The 19,685-nt window shown below is 71.1% G+C and carries 16 protein-coding genes and 1 tRNA gene; 9 read left to right on the forward strand and 8 right to left on the reverse strand.

Annotated features, from left to right (window positions below):
- Positions 1-133 precede the first annotated feature (133 nt).
- From ACIQ9P_RS01535 to polA, 6 genes are all read right to left on the reverse strand, one after another.
- Complete coding sequence (locus ACIQ9P_RS01535) at positions 134-916, reverse strand: hypothetical protein (protein WP_402347915.1); 783 nt, start codon at positions 914-916, stop codon at positions 134-136.
- Between the two features lie 220 nt (positions 917-1,136).
- The gene (locus ACIQ9P_RS01540) at positions 1,137-1,910 is read right to left on the reverse strand and encodes a GNAT family N-acetyltransferase (protein ID WP_402347918.1); all 774 of its coding nucleotides are present in this window, start codon (positions 1,908-1,910) and stop codon (positions 1,137-1,139) included.
- A 113-nt stretch (positions 1,911-2,023) separates the two neighbouring features.
- The gene (locus ACIQ9P_RS01545) at positions 2,024-3,187 is read right to left on the reverse strand and encodes a DUF3103 family protein (protein WP_402347921.1); all 1,164 of its coding nucleotides are present in this window, start codon (positions 3,185-3,187) and stop codon (positions 2,024-2,026) included.
- A gap of 258 nt (positions 3,188-3,445) precedes the next feature.
- Entirely contained in the window at positions 3,446-4,189 is a 744-nt protein-coding gene (locus tag ACIQ9P_RS01550; protein ID WP_402347924.1) for a hypothetical protein, read from the reverse strand.
- Positions 4,190-4,354: 165 nt separating this feature from the next.
- Positions 4,355-5,038, reverse strand: a complete 684-nt coding sequence (locus tag ACIQ9P_RS01555; RefSeq protein WP_402347926.1) for a hypothetical protein — start codon at positions 5,036-5,038, stop codon at positions 4,355-4,357.
- Positions 5,039-5,126: 88 nt separating this feature from the next.
- On the reverse strand, positions 5,127-7,808 hold the full coding sequence (gene polA, locus ACIQ9P_RS01560; protein WP_402349803.1) for a DNA polymerase I: 2,682 nt from the start codon (positions 7,806-7,808) through the stop codon (positions 5,127-5,129).
- A gap of 389 nt (positions 7,809-8,197) precedes the next feature.
- Here polA and ACIQ9P_RS01565 point away from each other — a divergent pair, with 389 nt between their 5' ends.
- The 6 genes from ACIQ9P_RS01565 to ACIQ9P_RS01590 all read left to right on the forward strand — a co-directional run bounded on the left by ACIQ9P_RS01565 (position 8,198) and on the right by ACIQ9P_RS01590 (position 14,956).
- A complete protein-coding gene (locus ACIQ9P_RS01565; RefSeq protein WP_045940274.1) occupies positions 8,198-8,611 on the forward strand; it encodes a PaaI family thioesterase in 414 nt (137 codons plus the stop codon).
- 547 nt (positions 8,612-9,158) lie between these two features.
- A complete protein-coding gene (locus tag ACIQ9P_RS01570) occupies positions 9,159-10,391 on the forward strand; it encodes a branched-chain amino acid ABC transporter substrate-binding protein (RefSeq protein ID WP_375969910.1) in 1,233 nt (410 codons plus the stop codon).
- A gap of 132 nt (positions 10,392-10,523) precedes the next feature.
- Positions 10,524-11,453: a branched-chain amino acid ABC transporter permease gene (locus ACIQ9P_RS01575; RefSeq protein ID WP_402347930.1), complete on the forward strand. Its 930-nt coding sequence runs from the start codon at positions 10,524-10,526 to the stop codon at positions 11,451-11,453.
- 5 nt (positions 11,454-11,458) lie between these two features.
- Positions 11,459-13,390: a branched-chain amino acid ABC transporter permease gene (locus tag ACIQ9P_RS01580; RefSeq protein ID WP_402347933.1), complete on the forward strand. Its 1,932-nt coding sequence runs from the start codon at positions 11,459-11,461 to the stop codon at positions 13,388-13,390.
- Positions 13,391-13,397: 7 nt separating this feature from the next.
- Positions 13,398-14,243 carry an ABC transporter ATP-binding protein gene (locus ACIQ9P_RS01585; RefSeq protein WP_402347936.1) on the forward strand — a complete coding sequence of 282 codons (846 nt, stop codon included), beginning with the start codon at positions 13,398-13,400 and terminating at the stop codon, positions 14,241-14,243.
- The gene (locus tag ACIQ9P_RS01590; protein WP_093862446.1) at positions 14,240-14,956 is read left to right on the forward strand and encodes an ABC transporter ATP-binding protein; all 717 of its coding nucleotides are present in this window, start codon (positions 14,240-14,242) and stop codon (positions 14,954-14,956) included. Before ACIQ9P_RS01585 ends, ACIQ9P_RS01590 begins: the two co-directional genes overlap by 4 nt.
- Positions 14,957-15,036: 80 nt before the next feature.
- Here the strand turns inward: ACIQ9P_RS01590 and ACIQ9P_RS01595 are convergent, their stop codons facing one another.
- Positions 15,037-15,741, reverse strand: a complete 705-nt coding sequence (locus ACIQ9P_RS01595) for an ANTAR domain-containing response regulator (RefSeq protein ID WP_402347940.1) — start codon at positions 15,739-15,741, stop codon at positions 15,037-15,039.
- Positions 15,742-15,841: 100 nt separating this feature from the next.
- Between ACIQ9P_RS01595 and ACIQ9P_RS01600 the strand changes: the two genes are divergently transcribed.
- A tRNA-Leu gene (locus tag ACIQ9P_RS01600) sits at positions 15,842-15,914 on the forward strand.
- Positions 15,915-16,033: 119 nt separating this feature from the next.
- On the forward strand, positions 16,034-16,804 hold the full coding sequence (locus ACIQ9P_RS01605; protein ID WP_402347943.1) for a transcriptional regulator: 771 nt from the start codon (positions 16,034-16,036) through the stop codon (positions 16,802-16,804).
- A 43-nt stretch (positions 16,805-16,847) separates the two neighbouring features.
- Here ACIQ9P_RS01605 and pyk read toward each other — a convergent pair whose 3' ends face one another.
- Complete coding sequence (gene pyk, locus ACIQ9P_RS01610) at positions 16,848-18,278, reverse strand: pyruvate kinase (protein ID WP_402347946.1); 1,431 nt, start codon at positions 18,276-18,278, stop codon at positions 16,848-16,850.
- A gap of 274 nt (positions 18,279-18,552) precedes the next feature.
- Here pyk and ACIQ9P_RS01615 point away from each other — a divergent pair, with 274 nt between their 5' ends.
- Positions 18,553-19,683, forward strand: a complete 1,131-nt coding sequence (locus ACIQ9P_RS01615) for a substrate-binding domain-containing protein (RefSeq protein WP_402347949.1) — start codon at positions 18,553-18,555, stop codon at positions 19,681-19,683.
- The last annotated feature ends 2 nt before the right edge of the window (positions 19,684-19,685 follow it).

The raw sequence follows: 19,685 nt of genomic DNA on the forward strand, positions 1-19,685 counted from the left end.
AACGCCGGCCGGCCGGGCGAACCGGCGGAGCGGCATCGCGGGGGAAGCCGGCTGCTCCGGCTTCCCCCGCGAGCCGCCCGACCCCGGATCGGCGCCGGTGCTCAGGCGGTCAGGCGGTCAGGCGGTCAGGCGGTCAGGCGGTCAGGGCGGCGATGGTGGTCCAGCCGGAACTCAGGCCGCCTTCGGCCAGCTCGGCGAAGATGCCTTCGGTGTCGATCCGACCGGTCGCGATCACGCCGTTGTCGGCCCGGTAGAACAGCGCTTCCTGCCCCACCGGCACGATGTGGGTCCACCCATTCGAAAGCCGGCCCTCGGCCAGCCCCGTGAAGATCCCGTCGGTGTCGACCCGACCGGTCGCGATCACGCCGCTGTCGGCCCGGTAGAACAGTTCGGCGCCGAGGGGTTCGATGTGGGTCCACCCGTTGGACAACCGACCCTCGGCCAGCCCGGTGAAAATGCCGTTGACACCCAGGCTCCCGGTGGCGATCACACCGTTGTCGGGCCGGTAGAACAACAGCACCCGGCCGATCGGCACGATGTGCGTCCAGCCCGAGGACAACCCGCCCTCCGCCAACTCCGCGAAGATCCCGTTCGTGTCGATCCGGCCAGTGGCGATCACCCCGTCACCCGCGCGGTAGAACAACAGCTCCCGACCCACCGGCACGATGTGCGTCCAGCCCGAGGACAACCCGCCCTCCGCCAACTCCGCGAAGATCCCGTTCGTGTCGATCCGACCGGTCGCGATCACCCCGTCACCCGCGCGGTAGAACAACAGCTCCCGACCCACCGGCACGATGTGCGTCCAGTGCGGGGAGAGCTTTCCGTCGGCCAGGCCGGCGAAGATGCCGTCGGTACCCAGTCTTCCCGTCGCTATCAGGCCGTCGTCGGCCCGGTAGAAGAGCAGCTCCCTGGACATGCTTCCTCCTCAGTCGGAGGGACCGGGACCACGTCGCAGCTGCGTATGCGCGCGGTCACCGTCGGGTCGGTCCCGTGCCGACCGCTCCCTTCCACGCTACGCGCCCGCACACCCGGTGTCACCAGGCACTCTGCCCGTCACCGCGATGCCTTTGAAGGCTCAACGTCCCGATGACGGAACGCAGTTGCGGTGACCGTGAGCCACCGGCGCGGTCGCGTCGCTACGCCGTGCCGGACGGCGTGGCCCACCAGGTCGAGGGCGAGGTCACGGTGTAGCCCAGCGACTCGTAGAGCGGGCGGCCCAGCCTGGAGGCGGTGAGGGTGGCGGGGAAGTCGGTCACGTGGGCGAGGGCGCCGAGCATGACGGCCCGGCCCACGCCGCGGGAGCGGAAGGCCGGGGAAGTGGCGATCCAGTAGTGGCTGGCGACACCGTCGGCCACGACGCTCACGCCGGCCCCCGCGGTGACGCCGTCGACCGAGGCGATGAACACGTCCACGCCCGGCTGTTCGATCAGCGCCTCCGGGAACAGCTCGCCGGGGCGGTAGGGCTCGAAGCCGTCCAGGTCGAAGCCCTCGATGACGACCCGCTCGGCCGCCCGGAGGTCCTCGGGCCGCCGGACCCGGGTGACGTCCAGCGCCGGGGCCTCGACGGGGCCGGGCAGGCGCAGCATGATCGGCATCTGCCAGGTGCGCAGGCCGAGCCGGCTCAGGTCCGTCGAGCCGAACGGGTCCTCGACGGTCACCGGGCCCGCGGAACGGCGGACCAGCTCGCTCAACTCGGCCACCTCGCCCGGGGCGAGGTCGGGTTCCTGGATCAGGATCCGCTGCCCCGCGCGCTCGTCGCCGTCGACGGCGACGAATCCGCGGCGGCGGATCACCTCGTGCCCCCGGGACACGCCGGTCGCGGTCCAGTAGGCGGCGGAGTTGCGGGCCTGGAGCGCAGGTGCCCCGGCCGGGGTGGCGGGCCGGTCGGTCGAAGTCGATTCCATGGTCATCGCGCCCACGGTAGTACGGAACTGAGTCCGTGACACCTGTTGATCAACGACGGACCGGCCGGGCCGACGACGCACCCGCGCGCGCCGTCGGACCGGCCGTGGAACGGCGGCGGTCAGAGCTGGCTGACCCAGTACGGCTCGACGGTCATCCAGCCGTTGCCCCGGGCCCCGTTGAGCTGCCCGGTGCTGGTGCGGGCGAGGGTGTACCAGGACTCCACGTAGTCCGGGTCGTCGGTCCACCAGGAGGTGGGCAGGGCGGCGAGGACGGCGTTGACGAGCGGGATGTAGGCGCCCTGGTCCGCGATGGTGAGCAGGACGGCGGCGACGGCCTGGGCGAGGGCCAGGTAGTTGGTGTCGCCGTCGTCCTCCATCAGGACCACGTCGGCCAGGTTGTACTTGTAGTTCGACCAGTTCACCAGGATCTGGTTCGGGTAGTAGGTCGTGCCGTCGTACTGGAGGTACGGCATGGCGACCGAGTCGACCCGGACCTTGCCGTCCTGGCCGAAGCCGGAGACCAGGCTGAACATCTCGGCGGCGCCCTTGAACCAGGGCTCCTCGTCGTCGTTCACCCGGACGGAGGTGATCTTGGTGCCCCACCAGCCGGCCGCGGCCCGGGCGGCGGAGGACTGCGCGGCGGCGGTCTGCGCGGCGGCGGTCTGCGCGGCGGAGCCGACGCCCCGGGCGGTCAACTCCCGCTGGAGCAGGTCGATCCCGGCGGTCAGCGCCTTGGCCGTGTCGATGTCGACCAGGTAGACCGGGCGGGTGGGCAGGGCGGCGGCGTCCAGGGTGTGGGCCCGGCCGGCGGTGTCGTAGGCGCGGACGGTGCGGGCGTGGTCGTCGGTGCCGGCGGTGGCCACCAGCGGTGCGGCGCCAGCGTCCAGGGCGGCCCGCATCGACGGGTCGGCCAGCTGGACCCGCAGCAGCGGGCCGAGGTCGGCGCCGAGGCCCTTGGCGGCGGCGACACCGCGGTCGGCGCGGGCGGTGGTGGAGGCGAGGGTCCGGGCGGCGGCGCCGGGCAGGCCGGCGGCCAGCGGGGCGAGTTCGGCGCCGGCGGGCGCGGCGGCGGTCGCCGAGCGGAGCCGCTCGCGCAGGGCGGGGTCGGCGAGGGAGGCGGCCAGGGTGCGGGCGGCCTCGTCCTCGATCGTGGCGACCGGGGAGGCGGACGCGGGGGCGGCGGGGACGGGGGCCGGGGCGGCCACGGCCTGGCCCGCGCCGAGCGCGAGCAGGGGCAGGGCCGTCAGCGCGACAACGGCGCGCCGCAGGCGGGACTGGGACATGAGGGGATCTCCAGACTCGTCGGGTGAGGCGTCGGAGCGGCGGAGCATCGGAGCGGCGGAGCATCGGAGCAGTGAGGCGTCGGAGCGGGTGGCACCGCCCACGATCAAGGACGGCGGCGCCATGACAAGTGAAGAGGCTCCCTGACCCGGTATCAACCCCTCGGACCCACCGCGACGGACCCGAGGATCCCTGCGGGCACGCACGGACTCCCGGGCGCGAGGACGTCCGCGCGGCCGCCCGCGCCCCACCCCCAGGGCTCAGGACCGCTGCTCCGGCGGGGCATCGGCGGGCGGAACGGCGGCGGGCACGGCGTCCACGGGCACGGCGTCCACGGGGGCGGCTCCGCCGGGACGGGCGGCGGCGGGCGGGCGCGCCGCCGCGGGGATTTTCCGCGCCGTTCGCCGGGCGTCGACGAACTCCACCGGGACTCCGGCCGGTTCGAGCAGCCGGGCGAGTTCCGCCGCCACGGCCCGGGGGTCGCCGACACCCTCGCAGGAGGACGAGTGGGGCCGATGTCCCGACACCGACACCGACACCTTCCACCTGCCGTCCTCCGGTGCCGGTCGGCCCGCCACCGGCCGGGTGCCCAGGTGGACGATCCGCACGCCTTCGAGCTCCGCCAGCGGCCGCCACCGGCCGGCCGGCCCGGGCCCGACGGTCCGGAACCGGTCGGGGGCGCCGGGCGGGCCGAACTCCAGGTGGTGGAGCTCCCGGAGCGGGCCCGCCGTCGCCCGGATTCCCCACCCGAGCGAGCACAGGAGGTAGGTGCCGCCGACGATCGCCAGATTGGTGCGGGGGTCGAGCTCCAGCACGAACGGGAGTACCAGGATCAGCGGGATGTAGGCGGGGATCCACCACACCTGGAGGCCGAACCCGAGGGCCACCCGCGAGAGGCCGATCCACCCCGCGCGCAGCCACCGTCCGCCGCCCGGCCGGACCGTCAGCACCCAGGAACGTACCGTGCCGTGCAGGCTCAGCGCCGATCGCTTCCTGATCCGCACCGGCATCACCACCCCGCCGACTCCGGCCCCACCCGCACGGTCACCCGCTCCGTCACGGACTCGGCGCAGGGCCCGCGACGGCGGACCCGGACGCTCTCGGGTCGCCCCGGGCGGCCCGCCCCCGGATCCGCACCGGCGGACTCCCGCCGGCCCGCTCCCACCGGCTCACCCGCCACCGGAGAACCCGCCGGAGTTGGCGGAGCCCGAGCCGCCGTACACCCAGCTGCCGGCGGGGACGTGGGGCTTGCGGCGGACGCGGCGTTCGGTGCGGCGCACCACCGGCACGCCGGCCGGGCCGAGCAGGTCCTCCAGTGAGCGCTGGAGCGCGTCGGCGTCGGTGCCCTTCGGCGCGCTGCGCGGACCCTCGCCGCCGGTCGTGGTGACCACCGTGACGGTGAGGGCGTGGACGGCGGGCGCGGGGTCGCCCTCGTAGGGCTCCTCCACGGACTCGTGCAGTTGGACGCGCCGCAGGTCCGCGATCGGGGCCCAGGCGCCGGCCCGGGCACCCCGGACGAACCGCAGTTCGGTCGGGGTGCCGGCCGGGGCGAATTCCACCCGGCGGACCGAGCGCAGCTCGGAGACCGCGAGGAGGACCCACAGGATCAGCGCGCCGGAAAGCCACAGCAGCGCACAGACGGTCGCCGCGGCGACGAGGGTGGCGCCGACGATCACCGCGACCACCACGACCACGATCGCGACCGGGAGGAAGACGATGCCCGTGGCGGGCAGGACGAAGAGGGCGCGCAGCACGAGGAGCACGGCGGCGGGCCAGGATCCCCCGCCCGCCTCGAACACGAGGTCGACGGTGGCCCCGTCACGGCCGGGGCGGAGCACCTCAGCGGCAGGCATACCCACCAGGGTAGAACCGCCCCCCGGCACCGAGAAGACCCCGGGCGACGCTTCGACGAAGCTCCGCCCGGGGTCTTTTGACGAAGCGTCAGTGCGCGGCGACCTCCCAGTTGACGCCGACGCCGACCGAGACGTCCAGCGGGGCCCGCAGCGGGTAGGCGCCGGCCATCTGCTCGCGGACGACCGCCTCGACCGGCTCCCGCTCACCGGGGGCGAGCTCCAGCACGATTTCGTCGTGCACCTGGAGCAGCATCCGGGAGGCCAGTCCGGCCGTGCGCAGCGCCTCGTCCACCCGCAGCATGGCGATCTTGACGATGTCGGCGGCCGAGCCCTGGATCGGGGCGTTGAGGGCCATCCGCTCGGCCATCTCCCGGCGCTGGCGGTTGTCGCTGTTGAGGTCCGGCAGGTAGCGGCGGCGGCCGAGCAGGGTCTCGGTGTAGCCGGTGGCGCGGGCCTCCTCGACCACCCGGTGCAGGTAGTCGCGCACGCCGCCGAAGCGCTCGAAGTAGGTGTCCATCAGGCCCTGGGCCTCGGCCGGCTTGATGCCGAGCTGCTGGGAGAGCCCGTAGGCGGACAGGCCGTAGGCGAGGCCGTAGGACATCGCCTTGATCTTGCGGCGCATCTCGGCGTCGACCGACTCGCCGGGGACCTCGAAGACCTGGGAGGCGACGGTGGTGTGGAGGTCCTCGCCGCTGGCGAAGGCTTCGAGCAGCGCCTCGTCCTCGGAGAGGTGGGCCATGATCCGCAGCTCGATCTGCGAGTAGTCGGCGGTGAGCAGCGACTCGTAGCCCTCGCCGACCACGAAGGCCCGGCGGATCATCCGGCCCTCCTCGGTACGGACCGGGATGTTCTGCAGGTTCGGGTCCTGCGAGGAGAGCCGGCCGGTGGCGGCGACCATCTGGTTGAAGGTGGTGTGGATCCGCCCGGCCGGGGAGACCGTCTTGAGCAGGCCCTCGACGGTGGTGCGCAGCTTGGCCTGGTCGCGGTGGCGCAGCAGGATCACCGGCAGCTCGTTGTCGGTCTGGGTGGCGAGCCAGGTGAGCGCGTCGGCGTCGGTGGTGTAACCGGTCTTGATCTTCTTGGTCCTGGGCAGCGCCAGCTCGCCGAAGAGGATCTCCTGGAGCTGCTTGGGCGAGCCGAGGTTGAACTCGTGGCCGGCGGCAGCGTGCGCCTCCTCGACCACGCGCTGGATCTCGGCGGCGAACTGCGCCTCCAGGCCGGTCAGCCAGTCGCGGTCGGCGGCGATGCCGGTGCGCTCCATCCGGGCGAGCAGGGCGGCGATCGGCAGCTCCATGTCGCGCAGCAGCCCGGTGGCGCCGACCTCGGCGAGCCGGGTGTCGAACAGCGCGGCGAGGTCGAGCACGGCGCGGGCCTGGAGCATCAGCGCCTGGGCGCCGGCGGCCGGGTCCTCCTCCGGGGCGTCGAAGGCGAGCTGGCCGGACTCGGCGGCCGGGGCCGGGGTGAGCGAGCGGGCCAGGTACTCCTCGGCGAGCACCTCCAGCGTGAAGGTGCGGCGGCCGGGCTTCTCCAGGTAGGCGGCGAGGGCGGTGTCGGCGACGACGCCCTCGATGGTCCAGCCGCGCTCGGCGAAGGCCCGCATGACCTGCTTGGCGATGTGCAGGGCCTTGGGGGCGGCCGGGTCGGCCAGCCAGGCGGCGAAGGCGCGCTCGTCCTCCTCGGCGAGCAGCGCCGGGTCGAACCAGGCCGCCGTCTCCCCGGCGGCCAGCGCGACCTCCGAGACCTCGCCGGCCCCGAGCGCCCACCGGTAGACGGCGGCCAGCGCGACCGGGTTCTTGTCCGCGGCGTGCTCCCGCAGCCAGGCGGCGAGGGTGCCGGGGTCGGTGAGGAGTTCGCCGTCGACCTCGACGCCGGGGGCGAGTTCGGCGGCCTCGGGCTCGGCGGCGGCCGGGTCGATGCCGTGGACGCGGTCGCGGAAGTTGGCGTTGCGGAACTCCAGCGTCTCCATCAGCGCGGTGACGGCCGGGGCGTCGAACGGCGCGCGGGCCAGGTCGGCCACGCCGAGCGGGAGTTCGACGTCGCGGACCAGCTCGGTCAGGACGCGGTTGCGCTTGACCGAGTCGAGGTGCTCGCGGAGCTTCTCGCCGATCTTGCCCTTGACCTCGTCGGCCCGGGCCACCAGTTCGTCGAAGGAGCCGAACTGGTTGACCCACTTGGCGGCGGTCTTCTCGCCGACGCCGGGGATGCCGGGCAGGTTGTCGGACGGGTCTCCGCGCAGGGCGGCGAGGTCCGGGTACTGGCGGGGGGTGACGCCGTACTTCTCGGCGACCTTCTCCGGGGTGTAGCGGGTCAGCTCGGAGACGCCCTTGGTCGGGTACAGCACGGTGATGTGCTCGGTGACCAGCTGGAGCGAGTCGCGGTCGCCGGTGACGATGTCGACGTCGTAGCCGGCCGCCTCGGCGGCGGTGGCCAGGGTGGCGATGATGTCGTCCGCCTCGAAGCCCTCGGCGGTCAGCCGCGGCACGTGCATCGCGTCGAGCAGCTCGCCGATCAGCCCGATCTGGCTGCGGAACTCGTCCGGGGTCTTGGCCCGGTTGGCCTTGTAGTCGGGGAACTCGACCGAGCGGAAGGTCTGGCGGGAGAGGTCGAAGGCGACGGCCAGGTGGGTGGGCGCCTCGTCCCGGACGGTGTTGGCGAGCATCGACGCGAAGCCGTACACCGCGTTGGTGGGCTGGCCGGTGGAGGTGTTGAAGTTCTCCACGGGCAGCGCGTAGAACGCCCGGTAGGCCATGGAGTGCCCGTCGAGCAGCATCAGGCGGGGCCGCGATCCGGCTCCGCCACCACCCGCCGCGCCCTTGTCCGTACTCTGCGTAGCCACGTCAACGTCCGTTCCTGCCGATTCCACTACCGGCCACCGATCCTAGGGCCCGCCACTGACAAAAGGGGCACGCCGGGGGCGGGCGCCCCGCGGGTGCGCTCGTGCCCCGGGCGCCACTCCGGTTTTCCGCCACCACCGCCACTACCGCCGAGTAGGACGGTCGTACGATCACAGGCAGCACGACGACGCGACCCCCGAGCGGCAGGAGCTCCCCCATGACCGATCCGGCCCCCGACACCGCCTCCGAGACCGGCCCCGGCGCCGACGGCGACGGCGCCCCCGGCACCGCCGCGGTCTCCCCCCTGATCGACGTCCCGCAGGAGATGCTGGACCACTTCGCCAAGCTCGGCGTGGACCCGGCCACCTTCTCCGGCGGCCGGCTGGGCGACAAGCTGGGCATCAGGATCGTCGAGGCATCGGGCGACCGGGTGGTCGGCACCATGCCGGTGGACGGCAACCAGCAGCCGTACGGGCTGCTGCACGGCGGCGCCTCGGCGGCGCTGGCCGAGACCCTCGGCTCGGTCGGGGCGATGCTGCACGCCGGCCCGGGCCGGTACGCGGTGGGCGTGGACCTGAACGCGACCCACCACCGCTCGGCGACCTCCGGCCTGGTCACCGGCGTGGCGACCGCGGTGTTCAAGGGCCGCACCGCCGCCACCTACGAGATCGCGATCACCGACGACACCGGCAAGCGGGTCACCAGCTGCCGCCTCACCTGCATGCTGCGCGACCTCTGAGCCGATTCTCCGTCAAATCCCTTGCCCGCCCCCTTGTTTGACCTTCGACAACGCTGGGAAGTCGTTGGTCTGGACAAGGGGGCGGTGGCATGTCCGACCGTTCGCGGCGATGTAACCGTGCGTAACAACTAGGAAATCCGAGCGGTTGAGGACCCCGGGGGGCCGCATCCACCCGAAAACAGTGCCGGGCGACACCGATCGTCCGATATTCGGACGCATACGCCCGAGCCCAAGGACGCGGACGCTCTTGTCCGATAATCGGTGAGTTCAGGAGTCACCTGCCCTTCTACGCCTTACATGGCCCCGGTTGGCGTGGAAATACTGGGGCCCGCGCGGACCGGTCGAGCCGGAACGACCACATGGTGAGACAACTTCTCCGTGTGCTCATAACAAGAGAATCACAGCCTCGCCGCAGCACTGCCAGAGCCGCCGACCGGCATCTAGAGTCACGGCCAGTCACCGCGCCACCGGAATGGGCCAGGCCCACCGCGCATCCAGGCTCCCGCCGTTCAGGCGCGGCGCCCTCCTGAACCGAAGGGGACCCCCCGTGCGTCATCGTTCAGCAGTTGTCGTGAGCATTGCCGTCATCGGCGCCCTCAGCCTCACCGCGTGCGGCTCCCGCGACGACAAGAAGTCCGGGGACAGCGGCCAGGCCGGCGGCTCCACCACCGTGACCATCGGCGTCGACGCCCCCCTCACCGGCGACCTCTCCGCCCTCGGCCTCGGCATCCGCAACTCCGTCGAGCTCGCGGTCAAGCAGGCCAACGAGAAGAACGAGGTCCCCGGCGTCAAGTTCCAGATCAAGGGCCTCGACGACACCGGCAAGCCCGCCCCCGGCCAGCAGAACGCCACCCAGCTGGTGGGCGACAAGGACGTCATCGGCGTCGTCGGCCCGCTCAACTCCAGCGTCGCCCAGTCGATGCAGCAGATCTTCAACGACGCCAACCTCGTCCAGATCTCCCCCGCCAACACCGGCGTCGCCCTCAGCCAGGGCGAGAAGTGGGCCAGCGGCGTCAAGGCCCGCCCGTTCAAGAGCTACTTCCGCACCGCCACCACCGACGCCGTCCAGGGCCCCTTCGCCGCGGACTACCTGGTCAAGGACGCCAAGAAGACCAAGGTCTTCCTCATCGACGACCAGAAGACCTACGGCGCCGGCCTCGCCGCCACCTTCAAGGGCCAGTTCGTCAAGAACGGCGGCCAGATCGTCGGCGAGGAGCACGTCAACCCCGACGACCGCGACTTCGCCGCCGTCGTCACCAAGGTCAAGTCCTCCGGCGCCGAGGCCGTCTACTACGGCGGCGAGTACCCCGCCGCCGGCCCGCTCTCGCTCCAGCTCAAGGACGCCGGCGTCAACATCCCGCTGATGGGCGGCGACGGCATCCAGAGCGGCGACTTCATCAAGCTCAACCCCAAGGGCCAGGGCGACCTCGCCACCGCCGTCGGCCTGCCCGTCGAGCAGCTGCCCACCGCCGCCAAGTTCATCGCCGACTACAAGGCCGCCGGCTACAAGGACGCCTACGAGACCTACGGCGGCTACTCCTACGACAGCGCCTGGGCCATCATCCAGGGCGTCAAGGCCGTCGTCACCGCCAACAACGGCAAGCTGCCCGACAGCCCCCGCGCCAAGGTCGTCGAAGCCGTCCAGAAGGTCTCCTTCGAGGGCGTGACCGGCAAGGTCTCCTTCGACGAGTTCGGCGACACCACCAACAAGCAGCTCACCGTCTACACCGTCAAGGACGGCAAGTGGGCCGTGGAGAAGTCCGGCACCTTCAGCGGCTGACCCTCACCTGACCCGAAGTCAGCAACGCCACAGCACGTCGGAGTTACCGCGCGGGGGCGCCACGAGTGCCCCCGCGCGGACCCACATCCACCACCCACGCGGACACCCCACACGCACAACGGAGGCCCAGCGGTGCACGACCTACCGCAGCAGCTGGCCAACGGCCTGATCCTCGGCGCCCTCTACGGCCTCGTCGCGATCGGCTACACGATGGTCTACGGCATCGTCCAGCTCATCAACTTCGCCCACGGCGAGATCGTCATGGTCGGCGGCTTCGGCGCCCTGACCGCCTACCTCGCCCTCCCCGGCGGCACCACCCTGTGGCTGGCCCTACCGCTGATGCTGATCGCCGGCATCCTGGTCTCCACCCTCACCGCCGTCGCCGCCGAGCGCTTCGCCTACCGGCCGCTGCGCTCCGCCCCCCGGCTCGCCCCGCTGATCACCGCGATCGGCCTGTCCATCGCCCTCCAGCAACTGGTCTTCGCCTTCTACCCGGACGCCAAGAAGGCCCGGGTCTTCCCGAAGATCCCCGGCGACCCCTTCGAGATCGGCTCGGTCGCGATCCAGCGCAGTGACATCTTCCTGCTGATCGCCGCCCCGGTCTGCATGCTCGCCCTCGGCTGGTTCGTCACCCGCACCCGCTCCGGCCGCGCCATGCAGGCGACCAGCCAGGACCCGGACACCGCCAAGCTGATGGGCATCGACACCGACCGCATCATCGTCATGGCCTTCGCCATCGGCGCCGCCTTCGCCGCCGTCGCCGCCGTCGCCTACGGCCTGCGCAGCGGCCAGGTCGACTTCCGGATGGGCTTCCTGCTCGGCCTCAAGGCGTTCACCGCCGCCGTCCTCGGCGGCATCGGCAACATCTACGGCGCCATGCTCGGCGGCATCACCCTCGGCCTCGCCGAGGCCCTCGCCACCGGCTACATCCAGCACCTGCCCGGCATGCACCTCTTCGGAGGCGGCGCCTGGAAGGACGTCTGGGCCTTCGTACTCCTCATCGTCGTCCTGCTCGTCCGGCCCCAGGGCCTGCTGGGCGCGCGCGTCGCGGACAGGGTGTGAGCACCATGACCACCAGCAGCACCGAGACCACCCCGGTCATCGCCCTCCCCGGCCGCACCGCCGTCCTCCTCACCGGCCTCGGCGCCACCGCCACCGCCGCCTCCGCCCTGATGGCCTGGACCTGGACCTCCGAGTACCCCGGCGACCTCACCTTCTACGGCTCCCCCGCCGGCCTCCAGTGGCTCGCCCTCACCGCCGGACTCGCCACCCTCGTCCTCCTCCTCGCCACCCAGGGCGTCCCCGGCCTGCGCTGGGCCGCCCCCCGCCGCAGCGGCAACGCCGTCCTCCTCGCCGCCGCCGGCACCGTCGCCGTCGGCTGGTTCTCGGTGATCTCCATCTCCACCGACCTCGGCGGCCTCGCCAACCTGGAACCCGGCGGCTGGGTCCTCGCCACCGGCTCCCTGCTCGCCCTCACCGGCTCCCTCGGCCTGCCGCTCGACCGGCGCACCACCGTCCCCCTGCGGATCCTCGACCGCCGGCTGTTCCTGCTCGTCCCGATCGCCCCCGTGGTCTGGTTCGCCACCCACGCGATCCCCGAGGACAAGCCGGTCGCCCCCGTCCTCACCGCCCTCGCCGGCGGCCTCGCCATCGCCACCGGCGCCGTCCTCCTGGTCCAGCTCGGCCACGTCGCCAACAGCTGGCTGCGGCTCGGCACCGTCCACCGGCCACTGCCCGCCCCGCGCGAACTGCCGTCCTGGGTCGAGGTCGCCCTGATCGTGGTCGCCTTCGCCGTCGCCCTGTTCGCCATCACCTTCGGCATCGACACCGAGTACGGCGAACTCTTCACCGGCTACCTGCTGCTCGCCGCCTCCGTGGTCGCCGCGTTCGGCCGCTCCGGCCTGCTGCCCCGGCTGCGCGCCCTGACCGTCAAGTACCAGACCGTCACCACCGGCGCCGCCTTCGCCGCCGCCGCCAGCTTCCCGTTCACCCAGACCAGCGACCAGTACACCTCCGTCGCCACCAACATCCTGATCTTCGCCACCGTCGCCCTCGGCCTGAACATCGTCGTCGGCCTGGCCGGCCTGCTCGACCTCGGCTACGTCGCCTTCCTCGGCGTCGGCGCCTACAGCGCCGCCCTGGTCTCCGGCTCCCCCGCCTCGCCGATCCACGTCCAGTTCCCCTTCTGGGGCGCCATGCTCACCGGCGCCGTCGTCTCCATGGTCTTCGGCGTCGTCATCGGCGCCCCGACCCTGCGACTGCGCGGCGACTACCTCGCCATCGTCACCCTCGGCTTCGGCGAGATCTTCCGCATCACCATGCTCAACCTCAACGGCACCACCGGCCCGAAGATCACCAACGGCTCCAACGGCATCCCCCGGATCCCCGACCTGGAGATCCTCGGCTGGAACCTCGGCAAGCCCACCACCATCTTCGGCGTCGAACTCGGCCGGTTCTCCAACTACTACCTGCTGATGCTCGTCGTCACCGCCGTCGTCGTCCTGATCTTCGCCCGCGTCGGCAACTCCCGCATCGGCCGCGCCTGGGTCGCCATCCGCGAGGACGAGACCGCCGCCGAGGCCATGGGCATCAACGGCTTCCGCCTCAAGCTCCTCGCCTTCGCCCTCGGCGCCTGCCTGGCCGGCCTCGCCGGCACCGTCCAGGCCCACGTCAGCTACACCGTCACCCCCGACCAGTACACCTTCGCCGAAGCCCTCCCGCCCAACTCCGCGTTCCTCCTCGCCGCCGTCATCCTCGGCGGCATGGGCACCATCAGCGGCCCCCTGGCCGGCGCCACCCTGCTCTTCCTCATCCCGAAGAAGCTCGAATTCCTCGCCGACTACCAGCTGCTCGCCTTCGGCATCGCCCTCATCGTCCTCATGCGGGTCCGCCCCGAGGGCCTCATCCCCAACCGGCGCCGCCAACTCGAATTCCACGAGGCCGACATCCCGGCGCAGTCCACCGGCGACACCGTCGCCCTCTCCAAGGCAGGGGCGTGACCTTCCAATGACCACCACCGACGCCCCCGCCCCCACCCCGGCACCGGCACCGGCCCCCGCCGAGACCCTGCTCGACGTCTCCGGCGTCACCATGCGGTTCGGCGGCCTCACCGCCGTCAACAACGTCTCCCTCACCGTCGGCCGGGGCGAGATCATCGGCCTCATCGGCCCCAACGGCGCCGGCAAGACCACCTTCTTCAACTGCCTCACCGGCCTCTACGTCCCCACCGAGGGCACCGTCACCTACCAGGGCGCCGTCCTCCCGCCCAAACCCCACCTCGTCACCCAGGCCGGCATCGCCCGCACCTTCCAGAACATCCGGCTCTTCGCCAACATGACCGTCCTGGAGAACGTCCAGGTCGGCCGCCACAGCCGCATGCACCAGGGCCTCCTCTCCGCCGTCCTGCGCGGCCCCGGCTACCGCCGCTCCGAACAGGAGAGCCGCGACAAGGCCATGGAACTCCTCGAGTTCACCGGCCTCGCCGGCAAGGCCGACCACCTCGCCCGCAACCTCCCCTACGGCGAACAGCGCAAACTGGAGATCGCCCGCGCCCTCGCCTCCGACCCCGGCCTGCTGCTCCTCGACGAGCCCACCGCCGGCATGAACCCGCAGGAGACCCGCGCCGCCGAGGAACTCGTCTTCGCCATCCGCGACCGGGGCGTCTCCGTCCTCGTCATCGAGCACGACATGCGCTTCATCTTCAACCTCTGCGACCGCACCGCCGTGCTCGTCCAGGGCCAGAAGATCGTCGAGGGCGACCGAGAGACGGTCCAGAACGACGAACGCGTCATCACCGCCTACCTCGGCGCCCCGCTCGAAGGCACCGCCCCCGTTACGGAGACCGACCAGTGACCGCACTCCTCGAAGTCCAGGACCTCCGCGTCTCCTACGGCAAGATCGAAGCCGTCAAGGGCATCAGCTTCACCGTCAACCAGGGCGAGGTCACCACCCTGATCGGCACCAACGGCGCCGGCAAGACCACCACCCTGCGCACCCTGTCCGGCCTGCTCAAGCCCACCGCCGGCACCATCACCTTCGACGGGCAGCCCCTCGCCGCCGTCCCCGCCCACAAGATCGTCGCCCTCGGCCTCGCCCACTCCCCCGAGGGCCGGCACATCTTCCCGCGCATGACCATCGAGGAGAACCTCCTCCTCGGCGCCTTCCTGCGCAACGACACCGACGGCATCACCAAGGACGTCGAACGGGCCTACGGCCTCTTCCCCATCCTCGGCGAACGCCGCAAGCAGGCCGCCGGCACCCTCTCCGGCGGCGAGCAGCAGATGCTCGCCATGGGACGCGCCCTGATGTCCCGGCCCAAGCTGCTGATGCTCGACGAGCCGTCCATGGGCCTCTCGCCGCTCATGATGCAGAAGATCATGGCCACCATCGTCGAACTCAAGGCCGACGGCACCACCATCCTGCTGGTGGAGCAGAACGCCCAGGCGGCGCTCTCCCTCTCCGACCGCGGCTACGTCATGGAGATCGGCAGCATCGTCCTCCAGGGCACCGGCGCCGACCTCCTGCACGACGAGTCGGTCCGCAAGGCGTACCTCGGCGAGGACTGACCCCGCCCCGCCCCACGGCGGAGGGCCCGGCGCGTCACGCGCCGGGCCCTCCGCCGTGTCCTGCCGCTACGGCCGTACCGCTACTGCTCCGGGGTGTCCGCGGCGGGGGCGGCCGGCGCGGGGGCGGACGGCGCGACCGGGGGCTCCTCGGCCTTCTTCCGGTCCTGCGCCGCGCCCTCCTCGATGACCGCCTCGGCCACCGCGGCCATCGTCATCCGGCGGTCCATCGACGTCTTCTGGATCCACCGGAACGCGGCCGGCTCGTTCAGACCGAACTTGGTCTGCAGCACGCTCTTCGCCCGGTCCACCAGCTTCCGGGTCTCCAGCCGCTGGGTGAGATCCGCGATCTCCTCCTCCAGCGTCCGCATCTCCGTGTACCGGGACACGGCCATCTCGATCGCCGGCACCAGGTCGCTCTTCGAGAACGGCTTGACGATGTACGCCATCGCCCCCGCGTCCCGCGCCCGGTCCACCAGCTCACGCTGCGAGAACGCGGTCAGCATCAGCACCGGCGCCAGGTGCGCCTCGTGGATCTGCTCGGCCGCGGACAGCCCGTCCAGCACCGGCATCTTCACATCGAGGATCGCCAGGTCCGGCTTCAGCTCCTGGACCAACCGGACCGCCGTGGCCCCGTCCCCGGCCTCGCCGACGACGGTGTACCCCTCCTCCTCCAGCATCTCCTTCAGATCGAGGCGGATCAGCGCCTCGTCCTCGGCGATCACAATCCTGGTGATCTGGGGCGAATCGGTCTCAAGCGGCTCTGCCTGCTCGTCGGCGGTGCTCACGGGGCTCCTCGTTCCGGCGGGGTACTGCATGCACGAGGGTACCTAGACACGGTATGTTTGAGACTCAGCAGGGTCGGAGCTAACCTTCGATTCAGCGGTTGCCCCGGTAGCCCAGCGGAAGAGGCCATGGTCTCAAACACCATACAGCGTGGGTTCGAATCCCACCCGGGGCACTTATCCTTCATTTCCAAGGTCATGAAAATCGGCCCAGCGGTTGGCGATCTTCATCACTTCGAATGAAGATTCGCATTACTCTCGATGATGCGCGCCCTGACGGCACAGGCTCGGGCGCATGTACGACACGGCCGCACGGCAACACGCCCTTGACCTCCATGCGTCCGGCCTGACTTTCAGCCAGGTGAGCCGCGCCACCGGGATCTCCCGCTATGCGGTCCGGCAGTGGACCACACAGCCCGACCCCCGGAAGCCGAACGACTGCCCGGCCCCCTCCGGCCGCCCGAACCCGTCCGTGCCTCGCGCCGACTACGCCTACCTTCTCGGCCTCTACCTCGGCGACGGCTGCATCAGCGAGGGCCGTCGCAAAGTCCATGCCCTCCGCATCGCCTGCGGCGACGCCTGGCCGGGCCTGATCGACGAGTGCGAGCGAGCGATGGCCGCCGTCATGCCACGAAACAAAGTCACGCGCGTGCGCGCCACCGGCTGCACCAGCGTGGTCGGTACCAGCAAGCACTGGCCCTGCCTGATCCCCCAGCACGGCACCGGCCCGAAGCATCTGCGCCGAATAGCCCTCGAACCCTGGCAGCAGGGGATCGTCGACGCCCACCCCTGGGAGTTCCTTCGCGGCCTGATCCACTCCGACGGCTGCCGGATCACCAACTGGACGACCCGCACCGTCGGTGGCGTCCCGAAGCGCTACGAGTACCCGCGCTACTTCTTCACCAACACCTCGACCGACATCATCCGTCTCTTCACCGACACCCTCGACGCGGTCGGTGTGCAGTGGAAGGCATCAGCCCCCCGCGCGACCGGTCAGATCAACATCTCCGTCGCCCGCAAGGAGTCCGTGGCACTCATGGACGCCCACATCGGCCCGAAGCACTGACGCCGGTGCGGCTCCGCCCCCAGGCGGAGCCGCACCGGGCGGGTCAGTTGTCCAGGGCGCCCACGTGGTGGACCCGGACGAGGTTGGTGGAGCCGGCGAGGCCGGGCGGGGAGCCGGCGGTGATGACGACGATGTCGCCCTTCTCGCAGCGGCCCAGTGAGAGCAGCGCGGCGTCGACCTGCTCGACCATCTCGTCGGTGGTGGGCACGAACGGGCCGAGGAAGGTCTCCACTCCCCAGGTGAGTGCCAACTGGCTGCGGACGGCGGGTTCGTAGGTGAAGGCCAGGACGGGGATCGGCGAGCGGTAGCGGGTCAGCCGGCGGGCGGTGTCGCCGGACTGGGTGAAGGCGATCAGGTACTTGGCGTGCAGGAAGTCGCCGATCTCGGCGGCCGCCCGGGCTACGGCGCCGCCCTGGGTGCGGGGCTTGCTGCCCGCGGTGAGGACGGGCAGGCCGTCGGCCAGGACGTCCTCCTCGGCGGCCTCGATGATCCGGGCCATGGTGCGGACCGTCTCGGACGGGTACTTGCCGACCGAGGTCTCGCCGGAGAGCATCACCGCGTCGGTGCCGTCGAGGACGGCGTTGGCGACGTCGGACGCCTCGGCGCGGGTGGGCCGCGAGGAGTTGATCATCGAGTCGAGCATCTGGGTGGCGACGATGACCGGCTTGGCGTTGCGGCGGGCGAGCTTGACCGCCCGCTTCTGCACCATCGGCACCTGCTCCAGCGGCATCTCCACGCCCAGGTCGCCGCGGGCGACCATGATGCCGTCGAAGCGGTCGACGATGGAGTCGAGGTTCTGCACCGCCTGCGGCTTCTCGATCTTGGCGATGACGGGGACCCGGCGTCCCTCCTCGTCCATCACCCGGTGGACGTCCTCGACGTCGCGGCCGCTGCGGACGAAGGAGAGCGCGATCAGGTCGGCCCCGGTCCGCAGGGCCCAGCGCAGGTCCGCGATGTCCTTCTCGCTGAGCGCGGGCACCGAGACGGCGATCCCGGGGAGGTTGAGGCCCTTGTGGTCGGAGACGAGGCCGCCCTCGACGACGAGGCAACGGACCCGGGGACCGTCGACCCCGACGACTTCGAGGGTGACCCGGCCGTCGTCGACGAGGATCCGCTCACCGGCGGTGACGTCCTCCGCCAGGCCGGGGTAGGTGGTGCCGCAGCCGTTCTGGTCCCCTTCGACGCCTTTGTCGGTGGAGATGGTGAACTCGTCGCCGCGTTCGAGAAGTACCGGGCCCTCGGCGAAGGTGCCGAGGCGGATCTTCGGGCCTTGAAGGTCGGCGAGCACGCCGATACTGCGGCCGCTCTCGTCGGCGGCCTTGCGGACCCGGCGGTACCGCTCCTCGTGCTCGATGTGGGAGCCGTGGCTCAGGTTGAATCGGGCGATGTCCATCCCGGCGTCGACCAGGGACTTGATCTGGTCGTAGGTGTCGGTGGCGGGCCCGAGGGTACAGACGATTTTTGCTCGGCGCATAGTGCTGAGAGTAGGCATTACCGGCGCGTAACGTCGATGCCGGTCCGGACAACGGGATGGCCGTTGCCGTAAGGAGAGTTGAACAATCTGACACAACGTCGGACCGGCGTGCGAGAGGTTCCCGGAAGTCCGGCCGCACTCGATCCCCGATGCGATTCCGTGAAGGGCTGTTCACCCCTGGTTCACCAGGACTTACGCGCCCGCTCCCGTCCCGGCGGGACGCTCGTCACCCGGGTGGGGAGAGAACGTTGTGACGAGGGGGGAAGCTTCCGGCATGAAGCGCGTGATCGGAGTACTGACGGTACTTCTGGTACTCGGGGGTCTGGCGTTCGCGGTCCTGAACAAGAAGGACAAGCCCACGCCCGGTCCGGACGAGGTCACCACCCTCACCGGCATGGTCGGATCGGAGAAGGGCGCGTTCTTCGACGACCAGAGGGTCAAGAACGCCCTGAAGGCCCGCGGGCTGGTGGTGAACACCCAGAGCGCCGGCTCCTGGCAGATGGGTGACCTCAAGAACGACAACCTGGACTTCGTCTTCCCGGCGAGCCAGCAGCCCGCCGAGGCGATCAAGGCCGACCACAAACTGACGAGCACCCCGACCCGGCCGTTCTACTCGCCGCTGGTGATCGTCACGCGCACCCAGACCGCCGACGTACTGAAGGCGAACAAACTGGCCTCCTGCGACGAGAAGAGCAACGTCTGCAAGTTCTCGATGAAGGACTTCCTCCAAGGCATCGACGACAAGCGGACCTGGCAGCAGCTCCCGAAGCCGCCTGCGGAGGAGAAGCCGGGCGATCTCGTCGGATCCATCTTCCTGACCACCACCAACCCTGAGACGTCCTCCTCCGGCGCCCTGTACCTCGCCATGGTGTCCTACCTGCTGAACAGCGGGCAGGTGATCCCGGAACCCGGAGGCGTGACGGAGCAGATCGGCGCGAAGCTGCGTGCGGTCATCACTCCGCAGGGGGTCATGAAGAACTCCACCGAGGAGCCGTTCATGGACTTCGTGTCCGGCAACGGCCGCCCGCTGGTGCTGGCGTACGAATCCCAGGTGCTCGAACTGGTCCTGAAGGGGAAGGCCCCGACGGACATGGTGATGCTCTACCCGGACACCACCGTGGTGTCCGACCACACGATCGTCGCCTTCAACAACAAGGGCCAGCGGCTCGCCGACGCGCTGACCGACGATCCGGCGCTGCGTGAGCTGGAGCTCCAGTACGGCTTCCGGCCGTCCGGCACGGCGGGCGCGACCGAATTCTCCGCGAAGATCCAGGCCGCGCAGCAGAACGGCCCGAAGCCGCCGTTCGCGTTCGCGCCCGACCTGGGGGCCGCCAAGATCTCGCAGGCCACGGTGCCGACGCCGGAGGTCATGAAGAGCCTGGTCGGCGCCACGAAGAGTAAGTGACG

The sequence above is a fragment of the Kitasatospora sp. NPDC094019 genome (assembly GCF_044764505.1).
In the GTDB taxonomy this organism is placed as follows: domain Bacteria; phylum Actinomycetota; class Actinomycetes; order Streptomycetales; family Streptomycetaceae; genus Kitasatospora.